Origin of the sequence: Methylocystis rosea SV97 (genome assembly GCF_000372845.1) — a bacterium.
GTDB classification, from domain to species: domain Bacteria; phylum Pseudomonadota; class Alphaproteobacteria; order Rhizobiales; family Beijerinckiaceae; genus Methylocystis; species Methylocystis rosea.
Window position 1 is genome coordinate 2,939,857 of the sequence record NZ_KB889963.1, and the last position, 18,359, is coordinate 2,958,215.

Consider the following 18,359-nt stretch of genomic DNA (forward strand, 5'->3'; position numbering starts at 1 on the left):
ACGTCATGGCCGGCCTTGTGCCGGCCATCCACGCCAGGAGATCGCGGAGCGATCGTCACAGGACCGTGACGGCGACGCGTGGATGGCCGCGACAAGCGCGGCCATGACGCGCGGGAATTGTCAGGCGCCGATGAACTCCCGCAGCGCCCGCTGCTGCGCGTCGCTCATATGGAGGCCGAGCTTTGAGCGGCGCCAGAGAATGTCGTCGGCGGTCCGCGCCCATTCTTTTTCGCGCAGATAGGCGATCTCCGCCTCGGTGAGGCCGCAGCCGAAATCACGGCCAAGATCGCTCAACTCCCGCGCATCCTTCAATATCTCGAAGACTCGCGTTCCATAGGCGCGCGCAAGGCGCAGCGCCAACGCATCACCTAAAAAGGGCTTGTCGCGTTTGAGATCGGCAAGAAAGCCGTCGAAGCCTTGCGGCAAGTCACCGCCTGGAAAGATCGCGTCGGCCGTCCAGGCCTCGCCATGCGCGGGAAGAAAGCGCGAAAGTTCACTCAGCGCATGTTCGGCGAGCCGGCGCGCCGTGGTGATCTTGCCGCCGAAGATCGACAGCGACGGCGCCGCGTCTTCTGACGCATCGAGATCGAAGGCATAGTCGCGCGTCACGACCGAAGCTTTCAGCGCCCCGTCGTCGTAGAGCGGCCGAAGCCCGGCGTAGCTCGACGCGATGTCGTCGCGCGTCGCTGGAACGCGCAAGAAATGGTTGAGCGAATTGAGGAGATAGTCCGTCTCTGCGTCGCTGATCGCCACGGCGCCGGGCGGGCCGTCATAGGAGACGTCCGTCGTGCCGACAAGCGTGAAGTCGCGCTCATAGGGGATCGCAAAGACGATGCGGCCGTCGGGGTTTTGCAGGATATAGGCCTGCGGACCTTCGAAAAGCTTGCGCAGAACCAGATGCGAGCCCTTCACGAGCCGCACATGTTTGCGCGAATGGATGCGCAGCGCGTCTTCGATCACCTGCGACACCCAGGGGCCGGCGGCGTTGACCAGCGCGCGCGTTTGAATCGTCTCGCCGTCCGCGAGCGTCGCCCGCCAGCCGTCGCCGCGCCGTTCGGCGTGAACGAGCCTTGACCCGACGTTGATCGTCGCGCCGCGTTCCGTCGCGTCGCGCGCGTTCAACACGACGAGGCGCGAATCGTCCACCCAGCAATCGGCGTACGTGAAGCCGACGCGGTAAGCGTCGCGTAACGGCGCGCCAAGCGCATCCTGCGAAAGCGTCACCATGTGGGAGGCTTCGAGCTGCTTGCGGCGCGCAAGGTGATCGTAAATGAAAAGTCCGAGACGCAGCAGCCAGACGGGCCGCAGCCCCTTCTCATAGGGCAAAACGAATTTTAACGGCCAGATGATGTGCGGCGCGGCGGCGAGCAACAGTTCGCGTTCAGCGAGCGCTTCATGCACGAGGCGAAATTCATAGAGCTCGAGATAGCGCAGACCGCCATGGATGAGCTTCGTCGAGGCGGACGACGTGCCTTGCGCGAGATCGCCCTGCTCGACGAGCCTGACGGCGAGGCCGCGGCCGGCGGCGTCGCGAGCGATGGCGCAGCCGTTGATCCCGCCGCCGACAATAAGAAGATCGTAGATCATGGCCGTCCTCAATTCGGAACGGCCATGACTATAGCGTTAAACCTGCGGGCGGTTCGCCTGCTTATGACGCGCGCCGCCATTTGCGGGGCGCTTCTGTCCATTGAAAGAGGCGCCCGGTCGCTTCGCGGCGGGACGCTGTCCCTCGCGACGCGGATGCTGCGCGCCGTTTCGATGCGGCGCCGGCGAATTCGGCCTCTTGGGCACCGGGCATGCGGAGTCGCCGTCATCCTGGCGGGCGCCTTCGGCGCGCCGGTCCGTGAATTCAAGCGTCTGACGCGTCAGCTTTTCGATCGCGCGCAGCAACGGCCGCTCGCCATTGTCGCACAGCGAAATCGCCTGGCCGGTCGCGCCGGCGCGCGCAGTACGGCCGATGCGATGCACATAGGCTTCTGCAACTTCCGGCAATTCGAAATTGACGACATGCGTCACGCCGTCGACGTCGATGCCGCGCGCGGCGATATCGGTCGCGACAAGCACCCGCGTGCGGCCCTTGCGAAAACCGTCGAGGGCGCGCAGCCGCTGGCTCTGGCTCTTGTTTCCGTGGATCGCGTCGGCGCCAACGCCAGCGCTCTCCAGATGCTGCGCGACGCGATCGGCGCCGCGCTTGGTGCGCGTAAACACGATCGCGCGCGAAATCTCGCGATCGTTCAACAGTTCCACCAGCAGGTCGCGCTTGGCGCCGCCCGAGACCAGATAGACATGTTGCGCGACACGCTCGGCGGTGGTCGCCGCCGGCGTCACCGAGACTTTCGTCGGATCGCGCAGCATGTCGTCCGCGAGCGCGGAGATCTCGCGCGGCATCGTCGCCGAGAACAGCAGCGTCTGGCGTTGCTTCGGCAATTTCGCGACGATCTGGCGGATCGGAACGATAAATCCGAGATCGAGCATATGGTCGGCTTCGTCGAGAACGAGCACTTCGGTCGTCCCGAGCTTCAAACGGCCGCTGCCGAGATGGTCGAGCAGACGCCCGGGCGTCGCCACCAGAACGTCGAGGCCGCGCGCCAGCATTTCATTTTGCGGACGATGCGACACGCCGCCGACGATGACGCCGACGCTTGGACGAAAGAAATGGCCGTAAGAACGGAAACTGTCGGCGATCTGCGCCGCGAGTTCGCGTGTCGGCGCGAGAATCAGCGCGCGCGCCGTGTTGGGCGCCGGGCGCCGCTTGTCGGCCAGCAGCCGGTGCAGGATCGGCAGAGCGAAAGCCGCCGTCTTGCCGGTGCCGGTCTGGGCCACGCCGAGAAGGTCGCGACCTTGCAGAAGCGCAGGAATCGCCTGCGACTGGACCGGGGTGGGCGTGGTGTAGCCTTCGCGCTCAAGCGCGCGGAGCAGGATCTCGTTCAAGCCGAGATCGGAGAATGTCATCACTTCAGTTGTTGCTTTCATTTGTCGATTCGAGCCACGAGGACCGGCGAGGAGAGCGCCAGCTCAGGACCAAAAAAGAGTCGGCCCCGCGTAACGGGCCTCGGCGTGGGAAAAGGGGGCGCTCGACAGCTCGTCGACGTAAACGTCAACCTACGCGGCTGGAGCGCCTCATGCTGCGACGCAGCGCAGTCTTCATACAGGAGCGTCGCCTCAGGGTCAACATTCCGCGAGACCGCGGCATCGGCAGCGACAAGCTTTGTCCGGCCTTCTATAAGCCGAGCAGCGGAACGCCGGTGGATCTAGCCCATGAACGCCATTGCAAATTTCGACAGCGCGGAAATTCTCAATACGTTTGTGTCGCTGCTCGTGGCGTTCGTTCTCGGGACCGCGATCGGCGCGGAGCGCCAGTATCGGCAGCGCACCGCCGGGTTGCGGATCAACGCTCTCGTCGCGCTCGGCGCGTCCGCTTTCGTCGATCTCGGCATGCGGCTCATGGGCAATCAAGGCGCGACCCAGGTGCTGGCCTATGTGGCGTCGGGCGTCGGCTTTCTCGGCGCTGGCGTCATCATCAAGGAAGGCATGAATATCCGCGGACTGAGCACGGCGGCGACCGTCTGGTGCTCGGCGGTGACCGGCGGCTTCGCCGGCGCCGACCGTCCGGCGGAAGCCTTATTGCTCGCGGGCTTCGTGCTCGCTGGCAACACTCTCCTTCGACCGCTCGTGCGTCTGATCGAACGTACGCCGATCGACGAAACCGCGACGGAAGCGATCTATGACGTCCGCGTCACCGCGAGCGGCGCCCGACGCGACGCTATTCGGGACACTTTGATCGAGCGGCTCGAAGCCGCCTCTTATCCGATCCAGGATATTGCTGAGAACGAACGCGAAGACGACGTCGAGATCGTCGCGACCCTCGCGACGTCGAGCGCGACGGGCGGACAGCTTGACGCGGTGGTCGACGCGCTCGCCGCCCTCGACGGCGTCTCGCACGCGACCTGGTCCTCGCGCACAAGCGACTGAAATCGCGCCGCGAGTAGGCAGCGCCGTCATCGCCCCCTGGTCGACGATCTTGACCCAGAGCAGACGTTTCCGTCGAAGCTTAGGCGAGACGGCTTGCGGTTCGGGAATGCTCTTCCGCTGGCGCGCCGCATGGCCTAATGGCTACCCAAACTTTCCTTCCCGGGTCCCCTGCACACATGATTCGTCTCGAAAACATCAGCAAACAGAACGGTCACCAGATCCTCTTCATCGAGGCCTCCGCGACGCTCCTCAAGGGCGAGAGAGTCGGCCTCGTCGGTCCCAATGGGGCCGGCAAGACGACGCTTTTCCGGATGATTACGGGACAGGAGCACCCTGACGAGGGCCAGGTGGCCGTCGATCGGGGCGTGACCATCGGCTACTTCAATCAGGACGTCGGCGAGATGTCTGGCCGCAGCGCCGTGTCCGAGGTGATGGACGGCGCGGGTCCGGTCAGCGCGGTGGCCTCCGAGCTGAAGCAGCTGGAGGACGCCATGGTCGATCCTGACCGGGCGGACGACATGGAAGAAATCATCGAGCGTTACGGCGAGGTGCAGGGGCGCTTCGAGGAACTCGACGGCTACGCCCTGGAAGGCCGCGCGCGCGAAATCCTCGCGGGCCTGAGTTTCACGCAGGAGATGATGGACGGCGATGTCGGCGCACTGTCGGGCGGTTGGAAAATGCGCGTGGCGCTCGCCCGCATCCTCATCATGCGCCCCGACGCCATGCTTCTCGACGAGCCGAGCAACCATCTCGACCTGGAGAGCCTCATCTGGCTGGAGGAATTCCTCAAAGCCTATGAGGGCGTGCTGCTGATGACGTCGCACGATCGCGAGTTCATGAACCGCATCGTCACCAAGGTGGTGGAAATCGACGGCGGCGCGTTGACGACCTATTCGGGCAATTACGTGTTCTACGAGCAACAACGCGCGCAGAACGAGAAGCAGGCGCAGGCGCAGTTTGAGCGTCAGCAGGCAATGCTCGCCAAGGAAATCAAATTTATCGAGCGGTTCAAGGCGCGCGCATCGCACGCCGCGCAAGTGCAGAGCCGCGTGAAGAAGCTCGAGAAGATCGACAGGGTGGAGCCGCCCAAGCGCCGCCAGACGGTTTTGTTCGAATTCCCGCCAGCGCCGCGCTCCGGCGACGACGTGATCACCCTGAAGAACGTGCACAAGAGCTACGGCGCGCGGAGAATTTACGAGGGACTGAACTTTCAAGTGCGCCGCAATGAGCGGTGGTGCGTCATGGGCGTCAACGGCGCAGGCAAGTCGACGCTGCTGAAATTGGTGGCGGGCTCCTCGCTGCCGGACGACGGCGCCGTCGCCCAGGGCGGCAGCGTGAAAATGGGCTATTTTGCGCAACACGCCATGGAGGTGCTGGACGGCGAGCGCACCGTGTTCCAGTCGCTGGAGGACTCGTTCCCTCAGGCAGGACAGGGTTCGCTGCGCACGCTCGCCGGCTGCTTCGGCTTCTCCGGCGACGATGTTGAGAAGAAATGCCGGGTGCTGTCGGGCGGCGAAAAAGCGCGACTCGTCATGGCGAAAATGCTTTACGACCCGCCGAACTTTCTCGTGCTGGACGAACCCACGAACCACCTGGATCTGGCGACCAAGGAGATGCTCATCACGGCGCTGTCGCAATATGAGGGCGCCATGCTGTTCGTCTCGCACGACCGGCGCTTCCTGGCCGCGCTATCCAATCGGGTGCTGGAGCTGACGCCCGACGGCGTTCATGTTTACGGCGGCGGCTACACGGAATATGTGGCGCGCACGGGCCAGGAGGCGCCCGGTCTCCGTAGCTGACGACAGCGCGGCCGGCGACAAGAACGCGCACGGCGCTCAGCCGACGTGAAGCACACGCCCCGACTCATGTGCTCAGGCTGGCAACTCCGAGGCGAACAAATTTTCCAATTCTGAGATCTTGATCGGTTTAACAAAATGCCGGTCAAATCCAGCCTGGGCGCTTCGCTCAAAGTCCTCGGCCTGGCCCCAACCCGACAACGCTGCGATGAATAGAGAATCTCCGCCGGGAAGCTGTCTGATCCTCCGGACAGTCTCGTAACCATCCATCCCGGGCATGCCGAGATCGACAAAGACAATGCGGGGCTGAAAATTCGGGATCACTTCCAGCGCCTCGGCTCCGCCAGGGACGACCCGCACCTCCATCCCAAAGGAGGCGATCAGCTCGCCAGTGAGTTTGCCGACAAGGTGGTCGTCGTCCACGACCAACAGCTTTGTCTGGGACGCGCGCCGCTCATTTGTATCTTGCGCGGGTTCAACGTTCGACGCATCCGGCGCTTCGCTCAATGGAAGCCGAACAATGAACTCGCTGCCCTTATCCGCGCCACCACTTCGGGCTTCGATTGTGCCTCCGTGCAGCGTTACAAGACTGCGGGTGAGCGATAGACCGACGCCAATCCCGCCTTGAGCCCTTCCGAGATTGCGATCGACCTGGGTAAAGATGTCGAAAATGCGGGTGATCATTTCGGGCGGAATGCCGACGCCCGTATCCTTAACGATGACCACCGCGGAACGACCGTCCTGCGTCACCGTGACGTCGATCGCGCCGACGTCTGCTGTATATTTTGCCGCGTTGTTGAGAAGATTTGAAAAAACCTGACCGAGACGAATGGGATCTCCCTCGATGAAAAGCTCTGTCGAGGGCGCGTAAAATTGCTTGCGATGTTTCCCGCCCTGAAGTTTGTCGGCCCCTTTTTCGAACACTTCGCGCACAAGCGCGACAAGATCCACGCGCTCCTTGTGAAGCTCTAACTTGCCGCGGCTGATGCGCGAGACTTCCAGAAGGTCGTCGACGATACGCGTGAGCTGTTGAGTTTGCCTCTCGATCGCCGATAGCATGTCGTCGTCCCTGTCGGCTGAGCGACGCTTCTTGATGTGAATCGCCGCGGAAATCACAGCGAGGGGATTGCGCAGCTCGTGGGCCAGCACGGCGAGGAACTCGTCCTTGCGACGATTGGCGGTCTGCAGCGCGTCCAATGCGTCGCGGATGGCGTATTGTAGACGACGGGCTTCAATCGCGTTCTTGAGCGCGCTGATCAGCGAGCGCTTTTGCGTAGGGCGCTCGATAAAACCTATACTGGGGCGCTTTTCGATCGTTCGGAGTAGAGCCAATTCTTTTTGAGCGTGGCCGCGGGCGAGAAGCAACACGACGGGCAACTGGGACCACGCTGGTTCAGGACCGAACAAGTCGTCCCAGGTCACCGCGCGATTGTGCGGCAACGCCTCCTCCGCCATCAGAACGCAGCCTGCGCCTTTCGCGATCTCTCGGCGCAGTTCTTCTTGATTGCTGCAAACGTAGCAGGAAAGACCGCTTTGCTTGAGCAAGCCTTCGGCGAGGGCGGCGTCGCGTCCCGTTGGCGTCAAAATCAGAACGCGCAGGCTATCCTCGGCGCTCGGGACGACCTCCGCTGCGCTACTCTCCGCCATCATGGAATCGGAACGATGGACTCAGGATGATACACAGGCGTCCCCGTCAGGACGCCGGTAAAGCCTGTGAGCGGCTCGCTGACGTCGACGCCCCCCGCTCTCATCGTCAGTCTCCGGATCGTGTGCTCATGCTGGCCGCTACGCTTTTTGACGATCGACAAAGCCTTGTGCAGCGCGCCGCTAAGCTCGAAAAAACGAAGCAGGAACACATTGTCGGCCAGGAAGCTGAAGTCCAGCGGCGAAGAGAGTTCCGTTCCGAAAATTCCGTGCTGGGTCAGGGTCATGATGGTGACAATCTGACGACGGCTCAGAAAGGAGAGCAACTCCCTGATGTGAAGAATAACACTCGGTTCTTCCATCGCGGATTGCATATAGCCGTTCAGCGTGTCGATCACGACGAGCTTCACGCCCTGCTTCTCGACTCGATCCATGACCAGGGCGGCGATTTCGCCGACGCTCAGTTCGGCCGGATCGAGATGCCTGAGTTCAATGCGGCCGGCTTCGATTTCAGCGCGCATGTCTAGGCCCAATCCCTCGCTGCGACCGATATAACTCTCCTCGCTCTCGTCGAATAGAAAAAGGGCGCATTTCTCGCCGCGCTTGGCCGCGGCCATTGCGTAGAGCGATGATATGGTTGATTTTCCGACGCCTGCAGGCCCCGCTATAAGCGTGTTCGAACCCCGGGGAAGCCCGCCTCCGACAAGCGCGTCAATCTCCGAGTTGCCGGAGCCGAGCGCCGGAGCCCCCACGAGGCTCGAAAAGCTCTGTGCAACGAGACGAGGATGCACGGTCAGCCCTCCGGTGGCGATCGTTACGTCGTGTGAGCCGCTGACATAGCTGCAGCCGCGCAGTTTGCTCACGCGCAATGCGCGCCGGTCGGCCCCGTAAGAAGACTGTTTTTGCCGCAATTCGATGATGCCGTCAGACATAGTTTTGCTGCGCAGATCCTTTTCCGTCGTCGACGCTTCGTCCAGCATCACCGTCGTGCAGTCGCGCGCCGCCATGAAGTCGCGAATACGTTTCAGTTGGCGCCGATGGAAGGCCGCCGTGGGCGCGACAACACGCAGACTCGAGATGGTATCGAGCACGAGCAGCTTTGGTTTCAACCGTTCGACTTCGGAAAAAAGATGGTCGAATGTCTCGCCGATCTCGACCTCCGCTTCCGGGAAGAGCGTGTAATCGAGCCCCTCTTCCGCGCTGGGTGGCTCCGACAGGCCCGTGATACTGATCCCCTCGAGACTCCATCCGTGCGATGCGGCGATCGACCGCAACTGTTGCGGCGACTCGGCGCTCGTCGCGAGGAGGCAGCTTTCACCCGCGCGAACCGCCTGGATCAGGAACTGGAGCGCCATGGTCGTCTTGCCGCTGCCGGGCGGACCTTCGACGAGAGTAAGAGCGCAGCGCGGAAGTCCGCCGTTAAGAACCCTGTCGAGCCCCGGAACGCCTGTCGCAAAACGCGAGGTTGTCTCTATCGGCACGGACACTGTGGCGCTCCCGATAATCATGATTGTTCAGCTTACAGCACAGCAAGTATTCGACAACATTGCTTTCGGCAATGTTTCCCTTTCCGCGGCCTAAAAGCGCATCGCAGCCGCGGCCGCAACGGCGTCGAATAGGCATTCGGAAGATAAAACCCTGCTTTCGCGCCCTCGGCCCATCTTGCCCCCAAACCTTTTCCCGCTTAGCGTTTTGTCCGAGTGCCGGTCGATTCGTCGAGTCAGCTGTCGTGAACGCTGAAAGTTCGCGCTTCCGAGGGATCAGAACATGGATCGGGACACGCTCAGCGATATCGCCGAATCGGCCCCCTTGCCGGATGAACGGGCCGAATTGCGCAGTTCCTCCGCCGCGGCCAGCAAAACGTCGATCAGCGTTCCGGCGCAACTCGTTTCTCAAGGCGCGCACCGCTTTTACGCGCTGGTGCTGCCGAGCAGCCTGCTCGCCGAAACCTGCACGGTCGAACCGCGGGTCGAGAATCCGGAAGAGGGCTTCCAGCGCCTGCTGGATCCAAAGCGCGCGAAGTCCATCGCCAAATATATCGACGCCGGATTCGGAACCGTTCCTGGCGCCGTCGTGCTGTCGGCGCAGTCGCGCGCGCATATGCATTATGACCGCCCCGCCGGAACGCTGACATTCCGGCAGGACCCCCGCGCCTTCCTGATCATCGACGGTCAACATCGCATTTTCGGCTTTAAGCTGGCGAAGCGCGCCGTCGACGTGCCGGTGGTGATCTACAACAAGCTGAAGCGTTCGGAAGAATGCCGCCTGTTCATGGACATCAACACCAAGCAGCGGCCGGTGCCCAATGAACTGTTGCTCGACATCCGTCGGCTCTCGGAAGTCGAGACGAAAGCCGACGCGCTGCTCCACGATGTCTTCGATCTTTTTCACACACGCGACGACAGCGCGCTCAAGGACCTGCTCAGTCCGGCGGAACGGCGCAAGGGCACGATTTCGCGCGTCACCTTCAACGCCGCGCTTCGGTCGATCAAGGGCGCCTTCGTCGACGCGCGAGCGGAGGAAGTCTATGCGGTGCTCAACGCCTACTTACGCGCCTGCCGACATGGTCTCGGATTGCACAACGCCGATGAGCAGATCACGCATCCGGCCTTGTTCAAGGCGCTGGCGCTGCTGTTCGCCAATGTCGCCGAGCGCGTCGCCGATCGACATGGCGGAAAATACACGGTGGCGAACTTCGAGGACGTGCTCATTCCCTTCTTCAAGCGATTGAAGAAATCGGATCTGCCGCGCGCCGGCATGAGCCATGTCGCGCTGCATGAGCATTACGGCAAGGCGCTAAGCGCCGGCTTCCTGATCAAACAGTGGCTCTTCTCTTGAGACGAATGGATCGACTTCCATTTCCACGTCGAGAACACTGCGCATGGTGAGCCCATGCTCGGTCTTTTCCCAATGGAAGGGACGCCGCCAGAGTTCATAAAGCGCGCGCCAGGCGGCGATGCTCAGCATCATCAGCCACAGCGGCAGATAGAGAAGCGCGCGGCGAAACCGCGTCAGGCCGCGCCGGCGCATTCCCATGGCGAGCGGCAAGATCAGGGAGATCGCTCCGGCGATCGCCAGACAGCACCACAGCGTGCTCAAGGCGACTTCTAACGGCGCGACCGGCGCCAACAGAGCCCCAAAGATCGCATCATAGGCCATGCGCGCCGCCAGGAACGGGCCGAGCAAAGGACCAAACAATCCGCTGGCGAACATGGCGAGCACCGCGATCGCGCGCCGCGAACCAAGATCGACGAAAAGCCGCATCGGCCGGCGGCAATGCACGATGAATGTCTGCATCCAGCCTTTGAACCAGCGCGTGCGCTGTTTCACCAGCGCGCCGAAGACCGCGGGCGCCTCTTCGAAGGTTTGCGAGGCGAATGTCCGCACCTCAAAGCCCGCACGGGCGAGCCGCAGGCCGAGATCCGCGTCCTCGGTGACGTTGAACGCATCCCAGAAGCCGATATCGCGCAAAGCCTCGATGCGGAAATGCGGCATTAGGTAGCAAACGCACCTAGAAACGCCGCGATGAGGCTCAGCTTATTTTTTTTTCTGAAGCTATTGCATCTTCGAGGTTTTTTTTAACCCTAGGATTAATTTCGACGACTTGGCCGGTCGTTTTCTCATGATGGGCCACTAGTCCACTCATAACCAAGGCCAATGCCTTGAAATTTTGAACATTCAACACCACCGAAACTTGGTCCTCAACCCCCTTGGCGGGATCAGAAATGTCATCGAGAATAGAAAAATTAATAATTGCATCTATTCCCATAAACTGGATACCAAAACCGTTGGCATAGACAGTTCGCCAATCCGGCCCTTTGCGGTTCACAGGTTTGTTCTCTGGCATGGTGCTTTCTCAATGGAGATGCGATTGCGCGTAATTTGGCGCCGCCGACATGGGGGGTAACGTCAAGGTGTCTCCATCTCCGCGAGCGACAGCCGAAAAAGACTCATCACAGCGTATTACGGGAGCAGTAGACGGAGCTAATCCGACAGAAATCATATAATGATTTTCTTTCGCTGCCGGGGCATTCGGCTTTAAAGAGTCGCATGCAAACTCAGGGACATTGAAGTCGGAATGGTTTGCGTCGGTGGCGCGACGCGCGAGTTCACTAAATCTGACAAAGCTGACAAGTAAGGCTACGTCGAACGCCGACGCAATTCGCTGAAGCGTCGCTATCTCGACGTTATCGAATTCAGGATCTTCCAAAGAAGAAATCCGCGGCTGCTTCATGCCGCATCTATCGGCAAGCTCCTTCTGCGTCCACTTCCTGCTATGACGCATTGTCGCGATCTGAGCAGATATGGTATTTGAATTGTCTGCGGCAAAGAACGCATCACGATATTCTTTGTTTGACATTTTTTTCCAAATATTGGAAAGCTTAGAACTGATGCGGAACGGCATGCCTCTCATTCTTATGGACCCTTTTTTCGCGTTCTAGAGCCGTGTCAACGTCAGATTTTGGTATTTTATCGCCTTTTTCTATCGCACCTGCGAGAATTATGTATCTTCTCGGGCCGCAATACGCGCCCAGTGGTCTATACTGGACATTCATCCCAGAAATTCTGAATTCATGGAGCTTGCCCGGGCTTCTATACCTTGACACCCATTTGTCGGGCCATACTGCGCTCCCCACCATTTTTAGCAACCGATTGTCGATTTTGGCTTGGTCGACAGCCGGAAGACCGTCCAGCCATTCGACGATTTTGTTTTTACCGGTGAGTTCGGCGTAGTCAAGAATCGACCAAGCTGACATAAGAGCCTTATCACATTAAAATGATATTTTCAAGCTGAAGTGCTTGACTCCTAATTATACGGTTAATAGTATAACCGGAGTTGAAGTGAAGTGTGGGGACGGTTAGCGCCGGTGCCAGGGAGCCCCTATCCACGGATTCCCCTGGGGTTCGACTCCCCCCGTCTCCACCATTCACTCCTTAACAAAATTACTCTTGCGTGGCAGCGCCTTTCTGCGGCTCCGCATAAAAAATCCCCAATGCACCGTCGCCCTCACGATCCACAAAGCAAACGCCTTTCGCCTCAAGCGCGGCCCTCATTGCAGCTTGAGTTGCCGCTATTGGCGCCCGCTTCCCAACTTCGAAGTCGCGAACCGTCGAAACGCCGACGTTCGCGGCTTTCGCCAGCTCGTCTTGCGAAATTTGAAGAAATGCGCGCGCTGCGCGGCACTGTCCCGGAGTCATGCACTGAAAATAGCGATGACAACTTTTTACGTCAAGGTCATTGTTTTAAGTTGACACCATCTCTGATGTCATTTATAAAAGCTGACATAAGCGGAAAACGCGGACAGTCAGCAAGCCATGTCGCAACACTTCCTTCTCTCAAAACATGCAAGGAGCCTGAGCTTAGCTCGGGTCGCCCGCATGTCCGAAGAGGAAGCCCGCGACGCCTTCAAACAAATCCGCTGGGCATCTACCGAAGGCGAGCCGGTCTGCCCGCATTGCGGCTGCCTTGGCGTCTATGCCTACAAGAGCCGGCCGGTTTTCAAGTGCAAGGCTTGTGACCATCAATTCAGCGTCACGTCCGGCACTATCTTCGCCAGCCGCAAGCTCCCGATCTCGACCTATCTTCTGGCCATCGCGATCTTCGTCAATGGCGCGAAGGGACATAGCGCGCTGCAACTCTCTCGCGATCTCGACTGCCAGTATAAGACGGCCTACGTCATGGCTCACAAAATCCGCGAGGCGATGGCTGCGGAAGTCGAGACGCTGAAAGCCGGCGGCGAAGTCGAAATCGACGGCGCGTATTTCGGCGGTCACGTGAAGCCGGCCAACTACAAAGAAAACCGCCGCGACCGCCGCCTTGCCGTCAATCAGAACGGCAAGCGCAGCGTCGTCGTTATCATGCGCGAGCGCGACGGCCGCACGCTGCCTTTCGTTTTCAAGAGCGAAGCGGAGTCGCTTCCTACCCTTGAGGCGCGTATCGACGCCAGCGCCATCGTTCACGCCGACGAAGCGACGCATTGGGATCGTCTACACGCTCGTTTCCTGACGAAGCGCATCAATCACGAATGGGCCTACTCAGACGAAGGCGCTTGCACGAACAAAGCCGAGAGCTTCTTTTCCAGGCTTCGCCGCGCTGAAATCGGCACGCATCACCATATCGCTGGCCCATATCTCAAAGCCTATGCCCGCGAGATGGCTTGGCGCGAGGATCACCGCCGTGTCAGCAACGGTGAGCAATACCTGATGATTGCCAATGCCGCGCTTGCTCATCCGGTGTCGCGCCAGTGGAAAGGGTATTGGCAGAGAGCGATTGTGTGACGTCATAGAATCGATATTAATTGGACGATCAACCAGACCAATCCGCCTACAGCCGCTACCATACATATATTGCCGGCATCCGGGCTTTTTGCTTTGTTAAGGCAAATCAAGGCCACAACAAAGAAAACCAGTGCAGCACACGTTTCGACCATGGCTAACATATGTCAAATTCCATCATTTTTGAGTCATGTCATGACATCCACAAAAAAACAGAAGCGTCTTTGCCTTTTTATCGACGGAACTTGGAACGTTACTAAAAGCAATACGAATGTTTGGCGTTTGTTTTCGTTGTGTGCGCGAGGTGAGACAAGCAACGTTACGCAAGTTTCTTATTATATAAGAGGACTTGGCACCACATTCGGGTCAAAACTATCCGGAGGAGCATGGGGCAGCGGGATAAACGATCTCATTACAGATTCTTATGAATGGCTAATACCTAGATATAATCCAGGGGATGAGATTTTTATCTTTGGCTTCAGCCGTGGCGCCTATGCAGCGAGGAGTCTTGCTGGGCTTATTGCAAAGAACGGAATAATTAGTCCAGGCTCGCCGATTGGAGTCGGTGAACTATATGGTAGATATAGAGATGAAAAGGCTGAAACTATATATCAATTACGTATTGATGAGAGTAATGGAGAATCAAAAAATCAGTCTGTGCTAGATAGATGGTTGCTGAAGCACTCACGACCAGCGGATATAAATATGATAGGAGTATGGGATACCGTTGGAGCATTGTGGGGCGATTATTCTTTTCTTGAAACCGGCCTACGCCTCCCGATAAAGAACGCGTATCATGCGTTAGCAATCGATGAGCACAGAAAAACGTTCTCACCAACAATATATACACAGAACATACACCTAGATTTACCGGAGGAAAAAAGGCCAAAAATACGGAATATTGAAAACGTAGAACAAAGATGGTTCGTTGGCGCTCATGCCAACGTGGGCGGCGGATATAATAGTGACCTTTTGGCACAGATTCCTCTTACATGGATTATGTCAAAGGCAATAGCACATGGAATGAAGTTTGCTTCAAATTTAGATCACTCAGATGAGTCATGTTGTGGAAATATAACTGATTCCTACAAAGAGATGTCCTATGGCTTGTATTATGGTTTAACATTCGGGCGTAGACATTATAGATCAATTGGAACGAGTCCGGTTACTTCTGGAACGCTTAAGACAATTAATTTAAATGAGACTATCGATAGGTCGGTTTTTGATCGTGCTCGGCTTACAGAAAGCTATAGGCCTAAAAACCTTACTGATTGGGCTCGCAGACAGGGCGTTGATATTACTACTATAGTTGGGTCAGTGCGCGCAGACGACCCGGAAGTGCATGTGTATTAAAGAGACGGTGCATCGTTTCATTTCGCTTGCCTCTCATCCGGCTTCTGTCAAATACCTGCGCTCGGGTCTAGCCATCTCCCACTTGAGGTTGCCGGCACGGTCCCCAGGACGCCGCCCGACGCCTTCTCGTTTCAAAACCCGCAGCGCCTTGCTAACGCGCCGAGTATGCTCGGTCAGCAACCGCCTGTCTCTTGGGTCTTGCTCATTCACGGCCAAGATGGCGCGCGCGATCTCCCGCGTTGGCAGGGGTTCTGTGGCCTCCCTGAGCACGTCAAGAATTGCCCGCGTAAGCTCCCCGCGCCCGAACAGGACATGGCGCTTCTGGCGCGGCATTTCTGCGTCTAGGTCGCCGGTATAGCCGAGTGTGCCAAGGACGCGGTCCAGTGCTCCGATATCGTTCCTGATCTCTGCCAGCCGGTCGCGGATGCGCTGCGCTTCGTTGAATAGGTCCGCTCGCTTCGTCAGCAAGCCGGAAATCGTGTGCTCATAGGTGGCGGTTCGCGCCAGTTTGATCGTGTCGGACATGCCGACGATTGTTGCAAAACTGGCGGAAATCAGCCAGATTCCGCTAGGTGCGCATGCTACCTAATACCGCGGAAATGGTTCGACGTGCCGCCAAGGAAAAGCGGCATACCCATCGCTGCGAGGCCCTTGTTGTAGACGTCAAAAAGCGCCGCATATTCAAGCGCGAACATCGCCGTCATCCAATTTAGCTCGCCATTGTCGATGGCGAGGCTCGCCTGCAGGCAGGCGACGCTCGGCGGCGAGGCGGCGAAGAGCGTCGCGGCGCGGCGCAATTGGCGTGGCTCGGGCAAATCCTCCGCGTCGAACACCGCGACGAGCGATCCGCGAGCGAGCGGCATGGCGACGTTGAGGGCGCGCGGCTTGGTGCGCGGGGCGCCTTCGGGCGCAACCACGATCTCATGCGGCGCGTGCGGCGGATGCGAGCGCAACGCCGCAGCCGTTGGTTCATCATCGGCTTCGATAACGAATTTTATATCGAGCTTGGCTCTCGGATAATCCAAGCGGTCGATCGCCCGAGCGAGCTGGCGCGCAACGGCGGCTTCTTGATAAAGCGCAAGCACGATCGTGTAGATCGGCAGTTGCGCCTCGCTTTCGAGCGGTTCGGCGTCGGCGCAGCGTTGAAGGCTCGCCGTGCAGGCGAAAAGCCTCAGAAACGCCCCGCAAAAGAATGCGCTTGCAAGGAGCAAGGCCGATGCAAGGCGTAGAAAGAAGAAGGGGGCGTAAAGGCTCGCCGCCAGTCCGATCAGCACGACGAGCAGCAGTCCCACCTGTCCGCGCCGCAAGCCGCCGCGGGCGCATAGGTCCCTGTCGACGCGCTCGACGAGAAAGGCCGCGTCGCGCGCGGCGTTGGCCGGATCGGCGCGACGCACCGCCTCCAAGAACCGCGTTCGGGTGGTGATCGCGAAGAGCGGGCGGCCTCTTGCCGCGCGTCGCGCGCTCATCAACCGGAAGACGCCGCTGCCGCTCGGCGCGAACAGCCAAAGAAACCCGCTCGACGGATCCCGAACCCGCGCGTAGCCGCATTCGGCCGTCGCAACGCCTGACGGGGCGACGTCGACAGGACTGTCGACGAAGTCGACGTTGAGATGCTTCGCCAGCGCCTGATAGAAGTCATCCTCGCAGACGAGCCCCTCGGCGAGCAGCGCTTCGTCGGCGCAAACGCCCTGGCGGCGCGCCGTCGCAGCGGCGAATTGCAGCACTTGCTCCGGCACGCCGTACGCCGAAAGAAAGGCGATTTCGACAGGAATGGATCTCGACGCGGTCGCACGCGACGGCGACGTCCGGCGAATGGCCGAGGAGTCAGCGAATGCCCGGCGTCTGAAAGGCTGAGGAGGAAGTTCGTCCTTGATCTGCGAAGCAGAGGAAGCAACACTATCGATCGGCACGACGTTCATGCAATAAACCCGGCAAGCGCAAGCAGCCTGCGCGCGACTATCGACCTCCAACAAGGGCCAAGCAATCCTTTTATGCGCCGTCTCCCTCAGCCGCGCCGAACCGGTCCTCTCGCCTCAATACGTGCGGCGCTCGCCGCACTGTTCCTGACGTCCTGCTTCGCGGCGGTGGCGGCTGACGGCGCGCCGCCCGCGCCGGCGCCCCCCGCGTCGACGCCGCCGGCCGCGAATACGCCCTCATTTTGGGACCCCAACCGCACGCCGGAAAAGTCGGACGTCTCCGGACTGCGCCAGATCCGCTTTCTGACCGAGGACGACTATCCGCCGTTCAATTTTCTGCTATCGGATGGGCAGGTCGCCGGCTTCAACGTCGATCTGGCCAAGGCGATCTGCGTCGAACTCGACACCGCCTGCACGATCCAGCGGCGGCGGTGGGATCTGCTCATTCCGTCGCTCAACGACAATAGCGGCGACGCCATCATCGCTTCGCTCGCGATCAACGATGAAACTCGAAAACAGGTCGATTTTTCTGGGCCTTACATGCTGACGCCCGGCCGGTTCGCCATGCAGGCCGACACGACCCTGACGTCGGCGTCTCCCGCCGCCCTCGCCGACCGCCCGATCGCGGTGGTCGCGGGCTCGCGGCACGAGGCGTTTCTGCAAGCCTTCTATCCGCGCTCGACCTTGGTGACGTTTGAAACGCCGGCCCTCGCCCGCAACGCGCTCAAGAACGGCCGCGTTCAGGCGGTTTTCGGCGACGCCATCGCCCTTTCCTACTGGCTGAACGGCGCCGAAGCAGCCGGCTGCTGCGTCTTTCGGGATGGCCCCTTCACCGATCCGAAATATTTCGGCGAGGGCGTCGGCATCGCCGTAAAAAAAGGCAATGCGCCGCTGCGCCGGGCGCTCGATTATGCGCTCTCCCGCCTTGCCCAGCGCGGCGTTTTCGCCGAGCTTTATTTGAAATATTTCCCCGTGGGGCCGTTCTGAGCCGCGCCGCCCAGCAATAAAGCGATGGCGCCGCGCGCACGTCCGATGGCGGCGCCCAGCATCTCGGCCTTCTCGGCGACGCTCGCATCCTCGCCGCGCAACGCCTGTTCATATGCCTCCGCCGCGTGCCCCACCTCAGTTGCGCCGACCGCCCGCGCTGAGCCTTTGATCGTATGCGCAAGCGCGATGCGCCAGTCGGCGTCGCCCTGCGCGGCCGGCGAGCGCAAGCGTTTCGCGAATTGCGCCGCCTGTGCGTCGAAAAGTCCCAGCAGCTCGCGTTCGAGATCATGATCGCCAAAGGTCTGACGGGAGAGATGGACCAGGTCGATCGGCGACTCTCCGTCGGCCACGGAAAACGGCTGCGGCTGAGCTTGGCAATTTAGAAACGTGGAGTCCGCCAGTTTCGCCATCCCCA

The 18,359-nt window shown here is 59.9% G+C and carries 18 protein-coding genes; 6 read left to right on the forward strand and 12 right to left on the reverse strand.

Features of this window, described 5'->3' with window-relative positions:
• Window positions 1–120 precede the first annotated feature (120 nt).
• Together glpD and A3OO_RS0115575 are read right to left on the reverse strand one after the other, a co-directional pair.
• On the reverse strand, window positions 121–1,587 hold the full coding sequence (gene glpD / locus A3OO_RS0115570) for a glycerol-3-phosphate dehydrogenase (protein ID WP_018408768.1): 1,467 nt from the start codon (window positions 1,585–1,587) through the stop codon (window positions 121–123).
• A 36-nt stretch (window positions 1,588–1,623) separates the two neighbouring features.
• Window positions 1,624–2,973: a DEAD/DEAH box helicase gene (locus tag A3OO_RS0115575; protein ID WP_018408769.1), complete on the reverse strand. Its 1,350-nt coding sequence runs from the start codon at window positions 2,971–2,973 to the stop codon at window positions 1,624–1,626.
• Window positions 2,974–3,258: 285 nt separating this feature from the next.
• Between A3OO_RS0115575 and A3OO_RS0115580 the strand changes: the two genes are divergently transcribed.
• Entirely contained in the window at window positions 3,259–3,972 is a 714-nt protein-coding gene (locus A3OO_RS0115580; RefSeq protein WP_018408770.1) for an MgtC/SapB family protein, read from the forward strand.
• 176 nt (window positions 3,973–4,148) lie between these two features.
• On the forward strand, window positions 4,149–5,771 hold the full coding sequence (locus A3OO_RS0115585) for an ABC-F family ATP-binding cassette domain-containing protein (RefSeq protein ID WP_018408771.1): 1,623 nt from the start codon (window positions 4,149–4,151) through the stop codon (window positions 5,769–5,771).
• Between the two features lie 72 nt (window positions 5,772–5,843).
• Here A3OO_RS0115585 and A3OO_RS0115590 read toward each other — a convergent pair whose 3' ends face one another.
• Window positions 5,844–7,313 carry a hybrid sensor histidine kinase/response regulator gene (locus A3OO_RS0115590; RefSeq protein WP_245257173.1) on the reverse strand — a complete coding sequence of 490 codons (1,470 nt, stop codon included), beginning with the start codon at window positions 7,311–7,313 and terminating at the stop codon, window positions 5,844–5,846.
• Window positions 7,314–7,414: 101 nt separating this feature from the next.
• Window positions 7,415–8,899, reverse strand: coding sequence for a DUF7125 family protein (locus A3OO_RS0115595; RefSeq protein WP_245257174.1), 1,485 nt, complete (start codon window positions 8,897–8,899; stop codon window positions 7,415–7,417).
• A gap of 280 nt (window positions 8,900–9,179) precedes the next feature.
• Here A3OO_RS0115595 and A3OO_RS0115600 point away from each other — a divergent pair, with 280 nt between their 5' ends.
• Window positions 9,180–10,250 carry a DGQHR domain-containing protein gene (locus A3OO_RS0115600; RefSeq protein WP_018408774.1) on the forward strand — a complete coding sequence of 357 codons (1,071 nt, stop codon included), beginning with the start codon at window positions 9,180–9,182 and terminating at the stop codon, window positions 10,248–10,250.
• Here the strand turns inward: A3OO_RS0115600 and A3OO_RS0115605 are convergent.
• The 5 genes from A3OO_RS0115605 to A3OO_RS0115620 form a co-directional block, all read right to left on the reverse strand.
• The gene (locus A3OO_RS0115605; RefSeq protein ID WP_018408775.1) at window positions 10,209–10,907 is read right to left on the reverse strand and encodes a glycosyltransferase family 2 protein; all 699 of its coding nucleotides are present in this window, start codon (window positions 10,905–10,907) and stop codon (window positions 10,209–10,211) included. The genes A3OO_RS0115600 and A3OO_RS0115605 overlap by 42 nt on opposite strands.
• Before the next feature lie 37 nt (window positions 10,908–10,944).
• Window positions 10,945–11,259, reverse strand: coding sequence for a hypothetical protein (locus A3OO_RS0115610; protein ID WP_018408776.1), 315 nt, complete (start codon window positions 11,257–11,259; stop codon window positions 10,945–10,947).
• Between the two features lie 9 nt (window positions 11,260–11,268).
• Window positions 11,269–11,817, reverse strand: coding sequence for a helix-turn-helix domain-containing protein (locus A3OO_RS23025; protein WP_198008821.1), 549 nt, complete (start codon window positions 11,815–11,817; stop codon window positions 11,269–11,271).
• Window positions 11,795–12,169: a type II toxin-antitoxin system RelE/ParE family toxin gene (locus A3OO_RS24810; RefSeq protein ID WP_083909773.1), complete on the reverse strand. Its 375-nt coding sequence runs from the start codon at window positions 12,167–12,169 to the stop codon at window positions 11,795–11,797. The genes A3OO_RS23025 and A3OO_RS24810 overlap by 23 nt, the downstream gene beginning before the upstream one ends.
• A 187-nt stretch (window positions 12,170–12,356) precedes the next feature.
• The gene (locus A3OO_RS0115620; protein ID WP_018408778.1) at window positions 12,357–12,611 is read right to left on the reverse strand and encodes a helix-turn-helix domain-containing protein; all 255 of its coding nucleotides are present in this window, start codon (window positions 12,609–12,611) and stop codon (window positions 12,357–12,359) included.
• 117 nt (window positions 12,612–12,728) lie between these two features.
• Here A3OO_RS0115620 and A3OO_RS0115625 point away from each other — a divergent pair, with 117 nt between their 5' ends.
• Window positions 12,729–13,691, forward strand: coding sequence for an IS1595 family transposase (locus A3OO_RS0115625; protein ID WP_026223039.1), 963 nt, complete (start codon window positions 12,729–12,731; stop codon window positions 13,689–13,691).
• Between the two features lie 192 nt (window positions 13,692–13,883).
• Complete coding sequence (locus tag A3OO_RS23035) at window positions 13,884–15,041, forward strand: DUF2235 domain-containing protein (protein ID WP_198008823.1); 1,158 nt, start codon at window positions 13,884–13,886, stop codon at window positions 15,039–15,041.
• Between the two features lie 33 nt (window positions 15,042–15,074).
• Here A3OO_RS23035 and A3OO_RS0115630 read toward each other — a convergent pair whose 3' ends face one another.
• Window positions 15,075–15,566 carry a hypothetical protein gene (locus A3OO_RS0115630; protein ID WP_018408780.1) on the reverse strand — a complete coding sequence of 164 codons (492 nt, stop codon included), beginning with the start codon at window positions 15,564–15,566 and terminating at the stop codon, window positions 15,075–15,077.
• A 56-nt stretch (window positions 15,567–15,622) separates the two neighbouring features.
• Window positions 15,623–16,777 (reverse strand): glycosyltransferase, encoded by a 1,155-nt coding sequence (locus A3OO_RS21775; RefSeq protein ID WP_245257175.1) that lies wholly within the window; start codon window positions 16,775–16,777, stop codon window positions 15,623–15,625.
• A 255-nt stretch (window positions 16,778–17,032) separates the two neighbouring features.
• Between A3OO_RS21775 and A3OO_RS0115640 the strand changes: the two genes are divergently transcribed.
• Entirely contained in the window at window positions 17,033–17,944 is a 912-nt protein-coding gene (locus tag A3OO_RS0115640; protein WP_018408782.1) for an ABC transporter substrate-binding protein, read from the forward strand.
• On the opposite strand, the gene A3OO_RS0115645 is transcribed toward A3OO_RS0115640, so the two are convergent.
• Window positions 17,911–18,354, reverse strand: coding sequence for an Hpt domain-containing protein (locus A3OO_RS0115645; RefSeq protein WP_018408783.1), 444 nt, complete (start codon window positions 18,352–18,354; stop codon window positions 17,911–17,913). The genes A3OO_RS0115640 and A3OO_RS0115645 overlap by 34 nt on opposite strands.
• Window positions 18,355–18,359 lie beyond the last annotated feature (5 nt).

What these genes read in the sequence shown, in the direction of transcription:
- A3OO_RS0115625 (WP_026223039.1), top strand. Translation starts at nt 12,729, where the DNA reads ATGTCGCAACACTTCCTTCTCTCAAAACATGCAAGGAGCCTGAGCTTA.
- A3OO_RS0115600 (WP_018408774.1), top strand. Translation starts at nt 9,180, where the DNA reads ATGGATCGGGACACGCTCAGCGATATCGCCGAATCGGCCCCCTTGCCG.
- A3OO_RS0115620 (WP_018408778.1), bottom strand. Translation starts at nt 12,611, where the DNA reads ATGACTCCGGGACAGTGCCGCGCAGCGCGCGCATTTCTTCAAATTTCG.
- A3OO_RS0115640 (WP_018408782.1), top strand. Translation starts at nt 17,033, where the DNA reads ATGCGCCGTCTCCCTCAGCCGCGCCGAACCGGTCCTCTCGCCTCAATA.
- A3OO_RS0115575 (WP_018408769.1), bottom strand. Translation starts at nt 2,973, where the DNA reads ATGAAAGCAACAACTGAAGTGATGACATTCTCCGATCTCGGCTTGAAC.
- A3OO_RS0115645 (WP_018408783.1), bottom strand. Translation starts at nt 18,354, where the DNA reads ATGGCGAAACTGGCGGACTCCACGTTTCTAAATTGCCAAGCTCAGCCG.
- A3OO_RS24810 (WP_083909773.1), bottom strand. Translation starts at nt 12,169, where the DNA reads ATGTCAGCTTGGTCGATTCTTGACTACGCCGAACTCACCGGTAAAAAC.
- glpD (WP_018408768.1), bottom strand. Translation starts at nt 1,587, where the DNA reads ATGATCTACGATCTTCTTATTGTCGGCGGCGGGATCAACGGCTGCGCC.
- A3OO_RS0115585 (WP_018408771.1), top strand. Translation starts at nt 4,149, where the DNA reads ATGATTCGTCTCGAAAACATCAGCAAACAGAACGGTCACCAGATCCTC.
- A3OO_RS0115605 (WP_018408775.1), bottom strand. Translation starts at nt 10,907, where the DNA reads ATGCCGCATTTCCGCATCGAGGCTTTGCGCGATATCGGCTTCTGGGAT.
- A3OO_RS0115610 (WP_018408776.1), bottom strand. Translation starts at nt 11,259, where the DNA reads ATGCCAGAGAACAAACCTGTGAACCGCAAAGGGCCGGATTGGCGAACT.
- A3OO_RS0115630 (WP_018408780.1), bottom strand. Translation starts at nt 15,566, where the DNA reads ATGTCCGACACGATCAAACTGGCGCGAACCGCCACCTATGAGCACACG.
- A3OO_RS23025 (WP_198008821.1), bottom strand. Translation starts at nt 11,817, where the DNA reads ATGCCGTTCCGCATCAGTTCTAAGCTTTCCAATATTTGGAAAAAAATG.
- A3OO_RS23035 (WP_198008823.1), top strand. Translation starts at nt 13,884, where the DNA reads ATGACATCCACAAAAAAACAGAAGCGTCTTTGCCTTTTTATCGACGGA.
- A3OO_RS0115580 (WP_018408770.1), top strand. Translation starts at nt 3,259, where the DNA reads ATGAACGCCATTGCAAATTTCGACAGCGCGGAAATTCTCAATACGTTT.